Annotated in this window: 14 protein-coding genes and 1 pseudogene; 9 read left to right on the top strand and 6 right to left on the bottom strand. The window is 63.1% G+C overall.

Features of this window, described 5'->3' with window-relative positions; genetic code table 11:
* Positions 1-273, top strand: a pseudogene (locus EOA28_RS10175) (MFS transporter); the annotation flags it as partial.
* A gap of 78 nt (positions 274-351) precedes the next feature.
* On the opposite strand, the gene EOA28_RS10170 reads toward EOA28_RS10175, so the two are convergent.
* On the bottom strand, positions 352-1,209 hold the full coding sequence (locus EOA28_RS10170) for an alpha/beta hydrolase (protein WP_126081659.1): 858 nt from the start codon (positions 1,207-1,209) through the stop codon (positions 352-354).
* Positions 1,210-1,357: 148 nt separating this feature from the next.
* On the opposite strand from EOA28_RS10170, the gene EOA28_RS10165 reads away from it, so the two are divergent.
* Positions 1,358-1,798 carry a MarR family transcriptional regulator gene (locus EOA28_RS10165; protein ID WP_126081658.1) on the top strand — a complete coding sequence of 147 codons (441 nt, stop codon included), beginning with the start codon at positions 1,358-1,360 and terminating at the stop codon, positions 1,796-1,798.
* 25 nt (positions 1,799-1,823) lie between these two features.
* On the opposite strand, the gene EOA28_RS10160 is transcribed toward EOA28_RS10165, so the two are convergent.
* Positions 1,824-2,468, bottom strand: coding sequence for a glutathione S-transferase family protein (locus tag EOA28_RS10160; protein WP_126081657.1), 645 nt, complete (start codon positions 2,466-2,468; stop codon positions 1,824-1,826).
* Between the two features lie 204 nt (positions 2,469-2,672).
* On the opposite strand from EOA28_RS10160, the gene EOA28_RS10155 reads away from it, so the two are divergent.
* The 7 genes from EOA28_RS10155 to EOA28_RS10125 all read left to right on the top strand — a co-directional run bounded on the left by EOA28_RS10155 (position 2,673) and on the right by EOA28_RS10125 (position 8,603).
* Positions 2,673-3,587, top strand: a complete 915-nt coding sequence (locus EOA28_RS10155) for an alpha/beta hydrolase (protein ID WP_127251081.1) — start codon at positions 2,673-2,675, stop codon at positions 3,585-3,587.
* Between the two features lie 381 nt (positions 3,588-3,968).
* Complete coding sequence (locus tag EOA28_RS10150) at positions 3,969-4,613, top strand: 50S ribosomal protein L25/general stress protein Ctc (RefSeq protein WP_127251082.1); 645 nt, start codon at positions 3,969-3,971, stop codon at positions 4,611-4,613.
* 25 nt (positions 4,614-4,638) lie between these two features.
* Positions 4,639-5,361: an aminoacyl-tRNA hydrolase gene (gene pth, locus EOA28_RS10145; protein ID WP_127251083.1), complete on the top strand. Its 723-nt coding sequence runs from the start codon at positions 4,639-4,641 to the stop codon at positions 5,359-5,361.
* Between the two features lie 93 nt (positions 5,362-5,454).
* Positions 5,455-6,558 (top strand): redox-regulated ATPase YchF, encoded by a 1,104-nt coding sequence (gene ychF / locus EOA28_RS10140; protein WP_126081654.1) that lies wholly within the window; start codon positions 5,455-5,457, stop codon positions 6,556-6,558.
* 19 nt (positions 6,559-6,577) lie between these two features.
* Positions 6,578-7,552: a magnesium/cobalt transporter CorA gene (gene corA, locus EOA28_RS10135; RefSeq protein ID WP_126081653.1), complete on the top strand. Its 975-nt coding sequence runs from the start codon at positions 6,578-6,580 to the stop codon at positions 7,550-7,552.
* 113 nt (positions 7,553-7,665) lie between these two features.
* A complete protein-coding gene (locus EOA28_RS10130; RefSeq protein WP_126081652.1) occupies positions 7,666-8,136 on the top strand; it encodes a MaoC family dehydratase in 471 nt (156 codons plus the stop codon).
* Complete coding sequence (locus EOA28_RS10125; protein ID WP_127251085.1) at positions 8,133-8,603, top strand: MaoC family dehydratase; 471 nt, start codon at positions 8,133-8,135, stop codon at positions 8,601-8,603. Before EOA28_RS10130 ends, EOA28_RS10125 begins: the two co-directional genes overlap by 4 nt.
* Positions 8,604-8,765: 162 nt before the next feature.
* Here EOA28_RS10125 and EOA28_RS10120 read toward each other — a convergent pair whose 3' ends face one another.
* The 4 genes from EOA28_RS10120 to petA all read right to left on the bottom strand — a co-directional run.
* Positions 8,766-9,311 (bottom strand): adenine phosphoribosyltransferase, encoded by a 546-nt coding sequence (locus EOA28_RS10120; RefSeq protein ID WP_127251086.1) that lies wholly within the window; start codon positions 9,309-9,311, stop codon positions 8,766-8,768.
* Between the two features lie 97 nt (positions 9,312-9,408).
* Positions 9,409-10,266: a cytochrome c1 gene (locus EOA28_RS10115; RefSeq protein ID WP_127251087.1), complete on the bottom strand. Its 858-nt coding sequence runs from the start codon at positions 10,264-10,266 to the stop codon at positions 9,409-9,411.
* A 21-nt stretch (positions 10,267-10,287) separates the two neighbouring features.
* Positions 10,288-11,589 (bottom strand): cytochrome b N-terminal domain-containing protein, encoded by a 1,302-nt coding sequence (locus EOA28_RS10110; RefSeq protein ID WP_127386255.1) that lies wholly within the window; start codon positions 11,587-11,589, stop codon positions 10,288-10,290.
* 16 nt (positions 11,590-11,605) lie between these two features.
* On the bottom strand, positions 11,606-12,142 hold a 537-nt coding region (gene petA, locus EOA28_RS10105), incomplete at its 5' end, for a ubiquinol-cytochrome c reductase iron-sulfur subunit (RefSeq protein ID WP_128314864.1).

Below are 12,142 nucleotides of genomic sequence, written 5' to 3'. Positions count from 1 at the left end.
ATGGTGCTCACCGTGCTGATCGGCCTGATCCTGTCGTCGGCCTTCTCCAACATCGTGGTGTTCGCGCAGGAGCTGGTTCCGGGCCGCGTCGGCACGATCGCCGGCATCTTCTTCGGCTTCGCCTTCGGCATAGGCGGCATCGCCGCCGCGGTGCTCGGCGTCATCGCCGACGTGAAGGGCATCGATTTCGTCTTCCAGGTCTGCTCGTATCTGCCCTTCCTCGGTCTGCTGACGGTGTTCCTGCCCAATATGAAGGAAGCGCGAAGGGCCTGATTGCCCGGGTACTCCGAACGGCCTCCGAAGATCGAAGCACCCGCCGCCTGGCGGGTGCTTCGTGTTTGGCAACCTGCTTCAAGCCTTGAAGAAGGCCAGCAGGTCGGCGTTGATGACATCCGCATGGGTCGTCGCCATGCCGTGCGGGAAGCCCTTGTAGACCTTGAGCTCGCCCTTCTTGAGCAGCTTGACCGAAAGCAGAGCGGAGTCCGCGATCGGGACGATCTGATCGTCGTCGCCATGCATGACCAGCACTGGCACGTCGATCTTCTTCAAATCCTCGGTGAAGTCGGTTTCCGAGAAGGCCTTGATGCAATCGTAATGCGCCTTGGTACCGCCCATCATGCCCTGGCGCCACCAATTGTCGACAACGCCTTGCGAGACCACCGCGCCCGGACGGTTGAAGCCATAGAACGGCCCGGCCGGCACATCGCGGAAGAACTGGGCGCGGTTGGCTGCCTGGGCGGAACGGAAGCCATCGAACACCTCGATCGGCAGGCCGCCTGGATTGGCGTCGCTCTTCAGCATGATCGGCGGCACCGCCCCAATCAGCACGGCCTTGGCGACACGACCACCGCCGCCATATTGGGCGACGTAGCGCGCCACCTCGCCGCCGCCGGTCGAATGACCGACATGAATCGCGTTCTTAAGATCGAGATGCGCCACGAGCGCCGCTACATCGGCGGCATAGGTGTCCATCTCGTTGCCGGTGTCCGTCTGGGTCGAACGGCCGTGTCCACGCCGGTCATGCGCGATGACGCGGTAGCCCTTCGACAGGAAGAACAGCATTTGGGCGTCCCAGTCATCGCTGCTCAGTGGCCAGCCATGGTGGAAGACGATCGGTTGGCCGGTCCCCCAGTCCTTGTAGAAGATCTGCGTGCCGTCCTTGGTGGTGATCGTGCCACTGCCGATCTTGGTCTGCGAAGCTTCAGTCATCTCCATCTCCTTTGTAATTATCGCAATAAATAATATCACGATAACGATATGCGTACCGCCATCGAGCCGGCTTGTCCATAGAAATATGTATCACGATAACATTTTCCGTGGTACATAATCGTTGCTCAGTCGGCAAAAGGATCGTGCCGTGCCTCTTCCCTTGGACAATCAGCTCTGTTTCACGCTTTACGCGACCAGCATGACAATCAATCGTACCTACAAACCGATGCTGGACGAAATGGGCATCACCTATCCGCAATATCTCGTGCTCAATGCGCTGGGCGAGGCTGACGGCATGTCGGTGGGCGGCATCGCACACCGGCTCGCTTTGGAATCGAGCACCATCACGCCTCTGGTGAAGCGAATGGAACAGGCCGGCCTCGTCACTCGCCAGCGCAGCCAGGCCGACGAGCGCCAGGTGCAGGTCGACCTGACGCCTAGCGGACGAGCCCTGCTCGTCCAGTGCAATTGCCTGAACGAGACCCTGATCGAGCGCTCGGGCATGACGTTGGCCGAGCTCGATGCCTTGAACCGGCAAATCCAGGCGCTGCGCGACGCGCTGAATGGCGGCCAGGCAGACGACGCCTAGCGTCCGGAATCGCGCAAAAGCTGGGTCACGCCTCGATCTTCACCGGCGCCAGCGGCGGTGCCTCCAACCCCTGGAACGGGTCGCGCCAGGCGTCGATCGCCTCCAGCCGGCCGTACCAGCGGCGTGTCGCCGGATAGTCGTCGAGCGGCAATCGGGCGGCGTCGTTGAAGGGCAGGAATGTCGCCATGCGGAAATCGGCATAGGAGATGGAATTGCCGACCAGCCAGTCGCGTCCGGAAAGCTCGGGCTCCAGGATCGCCGCGGCGCTATGGAATTGCCTCAACCCCTCCTCGACCAGCGCCTGATCGATGGGACCGATCCCATAGCGCTGCTTGGTCCCGCGCTCGAAATGCACCATGTCGCACGCGAAGGCGAACCGTTCCTTGCCCCAGCTTAGCCAGCGGATCATGTCCGGCTCGTCGTTCCCGCTACGCCAGAAATCGGAGCGAACGTCGCGGGACAGCCGGCAGGCGATGGCATCGGCCTCCCAAAGGCTCCAGCCCGGACCGACCAGGATCGGCAAGGTCAGATTAGGGTTGAGCGCCCGGTAGTGCTCGGCCTGCCCCGGCGCCGTGGGCGATGCGTATTCGAACGCGATCTCTGCCTTGAGATGGCGCGCCGTGGCGACAGCGAGGCGAGGATTTGGATTGCGGCTGAACAGGAGTTTCATTTGCGTCCCCACGCGTTTTCGGGTGTCTGCCCCAGGACGATTGAAACCCGCCCGATCCTACATTCACACATCTCATGTCGCCGAGACCGATCTCGCCCGCTGGATGAAAAAATTCCCGTCGCGGGCGCTTGCGGCACGACAAAAGGTCTGCTTCGTTCAATCGACGTCAGATTTTAGCAATTCGGCCAGTTCCGGGAGATTGGCATGTACAGGATGGTCGTGGCCGCGTTGGGCCTGCTCCTTTCCGCTTTGCCGGTTTCGGCGAAGATTGTCCCGTTCCCTCACGGCTTCAAGACACAGACGATCGAGACCAACGGCACCAGCCTTCATGTCCGCGTCGGCGGACAAGGCCCGGCCGTCATCATGCTGCACGGCTTTGGCGACAGCGGCGACATGTGGGCGCCTGTCGCGGCGAAGCTGATGAAAGATCACACCGTGATCGTGCCCGATCTGCGCGGCATGGGGCTGTCGGCGCATCCCGACACCGGTTACACCAAGAAGAACCAGGCCCTCGATATCGCCGGCATCCTCGACCATCTGAAGATCGACAAGGCGGATCTCGTCACACACGACATCGGTAACATGGTGGGTTACGCCCTCGTCGCACAGTATCGCGACCGCATCACCCGCTGGGTCGTCATCGACGCGCCGCTGCCCGGCATCGGCGACTGGGACAACATCATCCGCCTGCCGCTGTTGTGGCACTTCAATTTCCGCGGTCCCGACATGGAGCGTCTGGTCGCCGGGCGCGAACGCATCTATCTCGACCGCTTCTGGAACGAGTTGTCCGGCGATCCCAAGAAGATCGACGAGGCCACCCGCGCGCATTATGCCGCGCTTTATGCGCGTCCCCACGCCATGCACGATGCGTTCGAGCAGTTCGCCGCCTTCAGCCAGGACGCCACGGACAACAGGGAATTCCTCGCCAAGGGCGGCAAGGTCGCCATGCCGGTTCTGGCCGTCGGTGCGGAGAAGTCTTTCGGCGCGGCGCAGGCCGACGATCTGCGTTTCGTCGCCAGCAATGTGGCGGCCGGCATCGTGCCCGGCTCCGGCCACTGGATCATGGAGGAAAATCCCGACGCGACCGTCAAGCTGATCCTGGACTTCCTCGCCAAATAGCGCTGATGCCGACAGGCCTTTGGGCACGGCTGGGGAAATCGCCAATACGGCGTCCTTCTCCAATTCTACGAATGTCCTTCATGGTCGCCTCGGTAAAGCCGGCCGATGCCGGCACGAGCATCGTTTGAAGCCCTGGCGAGCAGCGCCGAGGCCTACCGCCGTTGATCTTGCGCCATCGTCCGCCTTCCGCTATAGAGCCGCCACCCGCGTAGACACCCTTGGAGGCAACGCGGAGGAAGGCCGGCCAGGCCTCGCATGATTCCAACGCATTTGGATCGCCAAACGCATCGGACGGATCGTGCAAGGCCGCGACGGCTTTCGACGTTTACGGTTGGCCTCGTGCTTGCCGCAAGCGCTCCATAACACGCGAAAGGAAATGCCATGAGCCACGATGCTTACGAGCTCAAGGCCGAAGCGCGCGAACAGGTCGGTAAGGGGTCCGCCCGTGCAGTTCGCCGCAACGGTAAAGTGCCTGCAGTTATCTACGGCGACAAGCAGCCTCCCCTGGCGATTGCGCTGAACTATAAGGACATCTTCTACAAGATCCATGGCGGCGGGTTCCTGACCACGGTCGCCACAATCGATGTCGACGGCAAGAAGATTCAGGTCCTGCCGAAGGATTTCCAGCTCGACCCGGTCAAGGATTTCCCTGTCCATGTCGACTTCCTGCGCATCGGCAAGGACACCGAGGTCAATGTCGACGTGCCCGTCCACTTCATCAATGAGGACAAGTCGCCCGGCATCAAGCGCGGCGGCGTGCTCAACATCGTTCGCCACGAAGTCGAGTTCCACTGCCCGGCCAACGCGATCCCGGAATTCATCACCGTCGATCTCACCGGCACCGACATCGGCGACTCGATCCACATCTCGGCGGTCAAGCTGCCGGCCGGCGTCAAGCCGGTCATCTCCGATCGCGACTTCACCATCGCGACCATTGCCGGCTCGTCGGCCATGAAGCCGGAGACGGAAGCCACCACCGAAGTGGCGGCGACCGAGACGGCGGCCCCGGCGGCCGAAGAGAAGTAACCTATTTCTGCATCCGGAGGCGGCGATGCTTGTCTTTGCAGGCCTCGGCAATCCGGGCGCGAAATACGAAAACAACCGGCACAATGTCGGCTTCATGGCGGCGGACGCGATTGCCCGCCGCCATTCCTTTTCGCCCTGGTCGCGAAAATTCCAGGGCCTGATTTCGGAAGGCACGCTCGGCGGCGAGAAGGTGCTGCTGATCAAGCCGCAGACCTTCATGAACCTTTCCGGACAGTCGGTGGGCGAAGCGCTGCGCTTCTACAAGCTCGAGCCGTCCGCGCTCACCGTCTTCTACGACGAGATCGACCTTGCCGCCGGCAAGCTCAGGGTCAAGGTGGGCGGCGGCTCCGGCGGCCATAACGGCATCCGCTCGCTCGATCAGCATGTCGGCAATGCCTATCGCCGGGTGCGCATCGGCGTCGGCCACCCCGGCGTCAAGGAGATGGTGCACGGCCATGTGCTCGGCGATTTCGCCAAGGCCGATCGCGAATGGCTGGATGTCCTGCTGGACGCAATCGCCGACGATGCGGCTCTGCTCGCCAAGGGCGACGACAATTCCTTCATGAACCGCGTCACGCTCGCCTTGCGTGAAAAACTCGTGCCGACCGGCGATGACGACCGCCCGCCGCCCAAACCGCCGAAGCAGCAAAGCCATGTTCGCCAGGCGCGCCCGCAGCAGCCGGCGGCAAAGCTTCCCGAGAGCGGCCCGATGGCCGCCATGCTGAAGAAGCTGTTCGGCAAGGAGTGAGCGCCGAACGAACGGGCGCCTGGGGCTTGACGTTCGTCACCGCTATCGCCCATAGCCCTCAGCAAAATCGAATTCCGACAGGACTGGACGAACATGGGTTTCAAATGTGGCATCGTTGGCTTGCCCAACGTCGGCAAGTCGACGCTGTTCAATGCGTTGACCAGGACGGCCGCCGCGCAGGCCGCCAACTATCCTTTCTGCACCATCGAGCCGAACACCGGCGAGGTGGCGGTGCCGGATCCCCGCCTGCAGAAGATCGCGGCGATCGGCAAGTCGAAGGAGATCATCCCGACCCGCATCTCCTTCGTCGACATCGCTGGTCTGGTGCGCGGCGCCTCCAAGGGCGAAGGGCTGGGCAACCAGTTCCTTGCCAATATCCGCGAGGTCGACGCGATCGTGCATGTGCTGCGCTGCTTCGAGGATGACGACATCACCCATGTCGAGGGTCGCATCGATCCGGTCGCCGACGCCGAGACGGTCGAGACCGAGCTGATGCTTGCCGACCTCGAAAGCCTCGAGCGCCGCATCGCCCAGGTCCGCAAGCGCGCCGCCGGCAAGGACAAGGAAGCCATGGCCGTCCTGCCGATGATGGAGGCGTCGCTCGAACTGCTGCAGGCCGGCAAGCCGACGCGCTTCCTGCTCAACGGCATCGCGGCGGAGGATCTGCGCATCCTGCAGGGGCTGAACCTGCTCACCTCGCATCCCGTTCTCTATGTCTGCAACGTCGCCGAGGCGGACGCCGCCACCGGCAACGAGCACACCAGGGCGGTGGAGAAGATGGCGGCAGCCCAGGGTGCCGGCACGGTGGTGATCTCGGCGGCGATCGAGGCGGAGGTCGCCCAGCTTTCCGACGAGGAGGAAATGGAGTTCCTAGCCTCGATCGGCCTCGACGAGCCGGGCCTCAACAAGGTGATCCGCGCCGGCTACGAGCTCTTGCATCTGATCACCTACTTCACCGTCGGGCCGAAGGAGACGCGCGCCTGGACGATCCACAAGGGCGATAAGGCGCCGCAGGCGGCCGGCGTCATCCATACCGACTTCGAGCGCGGCTTCATCCGCGCCCAGACCATCTCCTACAACGACTTCGTCACGCTGGGCGGTGAAGTGGCCGCCAAGGAAGCCGGCAAGGCGCGCGACGAAGGCAAGGAGTATGTCGTCCAGGACGGCGACATCATGCTGTTCAAGTTCAACACCTGATCCTTCCGGAGACCCGGCGATGATAAAGGCCTTCGTCGTGGACAATGACCGCCTGCGTCTCACCGAGGATCTCGCGGCGGATGGCGACAGGGTCGTCTGGGCTGACCTCTTCAACCCGACCAAGGAGGAAGAGGCGCGCATCGAGAGCTGGCTGGGCATAGCCATCCCGACCCGTGAGGAGATGGAGGAGATCGAGATATCGAGCCGCCTCTATGTCGAGGACGGCGGCTACTTCATGACCGCCGTGCTGCCGGCACAGACCGAGGCCGACGATCCTTTGATGTCGCCGGTGACCTTCGCGCTTGCCGGCAATCGGCTGATCACCATCCGCTACCACGAACCCAAGGCCTTCAAGACCTTCCCGCTGCGCGCCGAAAAGGTGGCGACCGGCTGCACCAGCGGCGACACCATCCTGATCGGCCTTCTCGAGGCGATCGTCGATCGCCTGGCCGACATCCTCGAGCGCGCCGGCCGGGAGGTCGAGGCGATTTCGCGCGACATTTTCCAGGCGCGCTCGACCAAGGCTTCGAAGCGCAACCGCGATTTCCAGGAGCTCCTGAAAGGCATCGGCCGCAAGGAGGACCTCGCCTCCTCGGTCCGCGACAGCCTGATCTCGCTGCAGCGCCTCGCCGGCTTTCTTGCCCATGTCGCGGGCCAGACCAAGATGAGCAAGGATGTGCGCGCCCGTATCAAGACGCTGTCGCGCGACGTGCTGTCGCTCGCCGACCATGCCACCTTCCTGTCGCAGAAGATCTCCTTCCTGCTCGACGCCACGCTCGGCATGATCTCGATCGAGCAGAACGCCATCATCAAGATCTTCTCGGTCGCCGCGGTCATCTTCCTGCCGCCGACGCTGGTCGCCTCGATCTACGGCATGAATTTCGACATCATCCCCGAGCTCAAATGGGAGTTCGGCTATCCCTTCGCCATCGGCCTGATGGTGGTCTCGGCCATCCTGCCCTTCTGGTACTTCCGCCGCCGCGGCTGGCTCTGACAGTGTCGGCCAGCGACGGCTGGCTTACCAGAAATCACTTGACCAAATTGCCTTGGACCTTCATCCGGGAATGCCGATTTGGGGATCACGCATTCGTCAACCGGATTGCCAGCATGACCGGAAAGACCTGGGCCTATGAGGATTTCGTCGAGGGCTCCTCGCTCGACCTCGGCAGCAAGACTGTAAGCGCTGCCGAGATCATCGAATTCGCCTCGGAATTCGATGCCCAGCCGATGCATCTCGCCGAGGAAGCCGGCAAGGCGAGCATCCTCGGCGGCCTTTCGGCTTCGGGCTGGCACACCTGCGCGATGTTCATGCGCATGCTGTGCGACGCCTTCCTGCTCGATTCGACCTCTCAAGGGTCGCCCGGCATCGAGCATGTGAAATGGAAGAAGCCGGTTCTGGCCGGCGATACCTTGCGCGGCACGGTCACGATCCTGTCCAAGCGCCAGTCCAAATCGCGGCCCCAACTCGGCTTGATCACCATGCGCAGCGAACTGGTCAACCAGCGCGGCGAGAGTGTCTTCGAGCTGGAGAACACCGGCATGTTCCTCGCGCGTGATGCCGCACGAGGCCTATCATGACTTTGGACGAATACTTCCTGATCGGCCAGACCGTCACGCTCGGCTCGCACAAATTCGAGGCCGACGAGATCAAGGCATTCGCCAGGAAATACGATCCGCAGATCTTCCATGTCGATGAAGAGGCGGCGAAGAAGAGCGTGCTCGGCGGGCTCTGCGCCTCAGGCTGGCACACCGCCGCCACCTGGATGAAATACAATCTCGAAAAGCGCATGGAGACCGAGGGCGTGCGCTGGACCGGCCCCGGCCCGCAGCCCGAATTCGGCCCCTCGCCCGGCTTCCGTAATCTGAAATGGCTGAAGCCGGTCTATGCGGGCGAGACCGTGACCTTCACGCGCACCGCGCTGGCGCACCGCCCGCTCGCCCGACGCCCCGGCTGGAACCTGCTCACGTTGCGCTCGGAAGGGTTCGATTCGACCGGCGACAAGGTCATCGAATTCGACAGCGCCGTGCTGGTGAAGGTGGAGTAGCGCCTCTTCCTTCTCCCCTTGTGGGAGAAGGTGTCGCCGAAGGCGACGGATGAGGGGTGCTCCAGGGAAAGCCAACGTCTCACTCCGCTGGAACACCCCTCATCCGTCTCGGCGCTACGCGCCGATCCACCTTCTCCCGCAAGGGGAGAAGGAAGAGGCGCCTCAATGCCCCTCGAACCCGATCAGCGTCCTGACCGGCACGCCGAGCGCTTCCAGCTTCTTGCGGCCGCCGAGGTCCGGCAGGTCGATGACGAAACAGGCCGCGACGATGTCGGCGCCGATCTGCCTGAGCAGCCTGACCGCTGCTTCCGCGGTGCCCCCGGTGGCGATCAGGTCGTCGACCACGATCACCTTCTCGCCGGGCGACACGCCGTCCTTATGCATCTCCATCTCGTCCAGGCCGTATTCGAGGCTGTAGGCGACGCGCACCGTCTCGTAAGGCAGCTTGCCCTTCTTCCGGATCGGCACGAAGCCGGCGGAAAGCTGGTGCGCCACGGCGCCGCCCAGGATAAAGCCGCGCGCCTCGATGCCGGCGATCTTGTCGATCTTCAGCCCGGCATAGGGATGCACCAGTTCGTCGATGGCGCGGCGGAAGGCGCGGGCATCGCCAAGCAGCGTGGCGATGTCGCGAAACAAGATGCCAGGCTTGGGGTAATCCGGAATGGTGCGGATGGCCGCAAGCAGCGTGTCTTCGAGGGAGGATTTCATAAGCGGTTGATCCGTTGCCGCACAGTTTTGCCGGCAAGCGGCCGAAAAGAAAAGGGCGCCTTTCGGCGCCCGAGCATTTTTCTGGAAGCCGGCCGGCTCAGTGCGCGACGTCTGCCCACACCCTGCGCTTGGTCATGTAGACCAGCGCGCCGAAGAGCAGCAGGAAGACCATGACGCGGAAGCCGGTCTTCTTGCGGTCCTCGAGATGCGGCTCGGCGGCAAACATCAGGAACGCCGAGACGTCACGGGCATACTGGTCGACAGTCTGCGGCGAGCCGTCGTCATAGGTCACCTGGCCGTCCGAGAGCGGCTTCGGCATCTTCAGGGACACGCCGGACAGGAAGTACGGGTTGTAATGCGTGCCTTCCGGGATCACCATGCCGGCCGGAGGCGTCTGGTCGTAGCCTGTGAGCAGCGAGTGGATGTAATCCGGGCCGCCCTGCGCATACTGGGTGAAGATGTCGAAGATGAAGCGCGGGAAGCCGCGCTCGACGCCGCGCGCCTTGGCGAGCAGCGACATGTCCGGCGGGGCGGCGCCGCCATTGGCGGAAGCCGCAGCCTGCTCGTTCGGGAACGGCGCCGGGAAGTGGTCCGACGGCTTGCCGGGACGGTCGAACATGTCGCCGGCATCGTTCGGGCCGTCATGGATGGTGTATCCGGCGGCCAGCGTCTTGATCTGCGCTTCCGAATAGCCGAGCCCCTCCAGCGTGCGGAAGGCCACCAGGTTCATCGAATGGCAGGCCGAGCAGACTTCCTTATAGACCTTGAGGCCGCGCTGCAGCTGCGCCTTGTCGTAGGTGCCGAACGGGCCGGCGAAGCTCCAGCTCATTTCCTTCGGCTCGTTGATCGGGAAATGCGTCGGGGCCGCCGCGTTGTGTTCCTCTTCTGCGGCGATGGCCGCGGTGCCCGCGACCACCAGGCCGAGCAGCGCCAGCGAGGTGAGAATCTTCTTCATACCCAAAATCCCCTCAGATCCTCAGCCTTTGGTTTCCGGCGCGGCGGTCGCGCCTGCCGGATGTCCGCTGCCGCCCTTGTTCTTTTCCAGCACCGCTTCGGTGATCGAGTTCGGCAGCCTGCGCGGCGTCTCGATCAGGCCAAGCACCGGCATGACGATCAGGAAGAAGGCGAAATAGAACAGCGTCGCCATCTGCGCCATGAACACGTAAGCGCCTTCCGCCGGCTGCGAGCCCAGCCATCCAAGCAGGATGGCGTCGGCGACGAACAGCCAGAAGAACAGCTTGTACCACGGACGGTAGACCGCCGAGCGCACCTTGGAGGTGTCGAGCCATGGAACCAGGAACAGCATGGCGATGGCGCCGAACATGCACAGCACGCCGCCGAGCTTGGAGTTGATCGGGCCGATGTTGAAGGTGATGGCGCGCAGGATCGCGTAGAACGGCAGGAAGTACCATTCCGGAACGATATGGGCCGGCGTCTTCAGCGGATTGGCGACCGTGTAGTTGTCCGGGTGGCCGAGAAAATTCGGCAGGTAGAAGACGAAATAGGCGAAGAAGAACAGGAACACGATCATGCCGAACGCGTCCTTGATGGTCGCGTAGGGCGTGAAGGCGACGGTGTCGGTCTTCGACTTGACCTCGATGCCGGTCGGGTTCGACTGGCCAACGACATGCAGCGCCCAGATATGCAGCACGACGACGCCGGCGATCATGAACGGCAACAGGTAATGCAGCGCGAAGAAGCGGTTCAGCGTCGGATCGTCGACCGCGAAGCCGCCGAGCAGCAACTGCTGGATCCAGTTGCCGACCAGCGGAATGGCGCTGAAGAAGCCGGTGATGACGGTGGCGCCCCAGAAGCTCATCTGCCCCCAGGGCAGCACATAGCCCATGAAGCCGGTGGCCATCATCAGAAGGTAGATGATGCAGCCGAGAATCCACAGCAGCTCGCGCGGCGCCTTGTAGGAGCCGTAGAACAGGCCGCGGAAGATGTGGATGTAGACGGCGACGAAGAAGAACGAGGCGCCGTTGGAATGGAGATAGCGCAGGAGCCACCCCGAATTCACGTCGCGCATGATCTTCTCGACCGAATCGAAGGCGAGATTGGTGTCGGACGTGTAGTGCATCGCCAGCACGATGCCGGTCAGGATCTGCGAGACCAGCATGATCGACAGGATGCCGCCGAACGTCCACATGTAGTTGAGGTTGCGCGGCACCGGATAGGCGACGAAGCTGTCATAGATCAGCCGCGGCAGCGGCATGCGCGCATCGAACCAGCGCTCGATACCGGTCTTGGGCGTATAGGTCGAGTGTCCCTCGCTCATCGAAATATCCCCTGCCTCAACCGATAAGGATCTTGGTATCGGAAATGAACTTGAATACCGGGATCGCCATGTTCTCCGGCGCCGGGCCTTTGCGGATGCGGCCGGCGGTGTCGTATTGCGAACCATGGCACGGGCAGAACCAGCCGCCGAAATCGCCTTCCTGGCCGAGCGGAATGCAGCCGAGATGGGTGCAGACCTGCACCATCACCATCCAGGCTTCCTTGCCGGGCGTGGTGCGGTTGGCGTCGGTCGCCGGCGCGTCGGACGGCAGGTTGGCGTTGCGCGCGATCGGGTCCTTGAGATCGGCGAGGTTGACGGCCTCGCCGTCCTTCATTTCCTTTTCGGTGCGGTTGCGCACCACCACCGGCTTGCCGCGCCATTTGACGATCAGCGAGCTGCCAGGCTGCAGCGAGGAGACGTCGACCTCGACCGAAGCGAGAGCCAGTGTCGAGGCGTCCGGGCGCATCTGGTCGATGAACGGCCACGCGACGGCTCCCGCGCCGACAACGGCGGCCATGCCGGTGGCTACGTAGAGAAAATCGCGACGGTTGGG

Origin of the sequence: Mesorhizobium sp. M2A.F.Ca.ET.067.02.1.1 (genome assembly GCF_004023285.1) — a bacterium.
In the GTDB taxonomy this organism is placed as follows: Bacteria; Pseudomonadota; Alphaproteobacteria; order Rhizobiales; family Rhizobiaceae; genus Mesorhizobium.
The sequence above is the reverse complement of the archived record's forward strand: the minus strand, read 5'-3'. Positions and strand labels throughout refer to the sequence as shown.

Bases quoted from the DNA above. Each gene is read 5' to 3' on its own strand.
- EOA28_RS10170 (WP_126081659.1), bottom strand. From the start codon at position 1,209: ATGACTGAAGCTTCGCAGACCAAGATCGGCAGTGGCACGATCACCACC.
- EOA28_RS10160 (WP_126081657.1), bottom strand. From the start codon at position 2,468: ATGAAACTCCTGTTCAGCCGCAATCCAAATCCTCGCCTCGCTGTCGCC.
- EOA28_RS10155 (WP_127251081.1), top strand. From the start codon at position 2,673: ATGTACAGGATGGTCGTGGCCGCGTTGGGCCTGCTCCTTTCCGCTTTG.
- EOA28_RS10150 (WP_127251082.1), top strand. From the start codon at position 3,969: ATGAGCCACGATGCTTACGAGCTCAAGGCCGAAGCGCGCGAACAGGTC.
- pth (WP_127251083.1), top strand. From the start codon at position 4,639: ATGCTTGTCTTTGCAGGCCTCGGCAATCCGGGCGCGAAATACGAAAAC.
- ychF (WP_126081654.1), top strand. From the start codon at position 5,455: ATGGGTTTCAAATGTGGCATCGTTGGCTTGCCCAACGTCGGCAAGTCG.
- corA (WP_126081653.1), top strand. From the start codon at position 6,578: ATGATAAAGGCCTTCGTCGTGGACAATGACCGCCTGCGTCTCACCGAG.
- EOA28_RS10130 (WP_126081652.1), top strand. From the start codon at position 7,666: ATGACCGGAAAGACCTGGGCCTATGAGGATTTCGTCGAGGGCTCCTCG.
- EOA28_RS10125 (WP_127251085.1), top strand. From the start codon at position 8,133: ATGACTTTGGACGAATACTTCCTGATCGGCCAGACCGTCACGCTCGGC.
- EOA28_RS10120 (WP_127251086.1), bottom strand. From the start codon at position 9,311: ATGAAATCCTCCCTCGAAGACACGCTGCTTGCGGCCATCCGCACCATT.
- EOA28_RS10115 (WP_127251087.1), bottom strand. From the start codon at position 10,266: ATGAAGAAGATTCTCACCTCGCTGGCGCTGCTCGGCCTGGTGGTCGCG.
- EOA28_RS10110 (WP_127386255.1), bottom strand. From the start codon at position 11,589: ATGAGCGAGGGACACTCGACCTATACGCCCAAGACCGGTATCGAGCGC.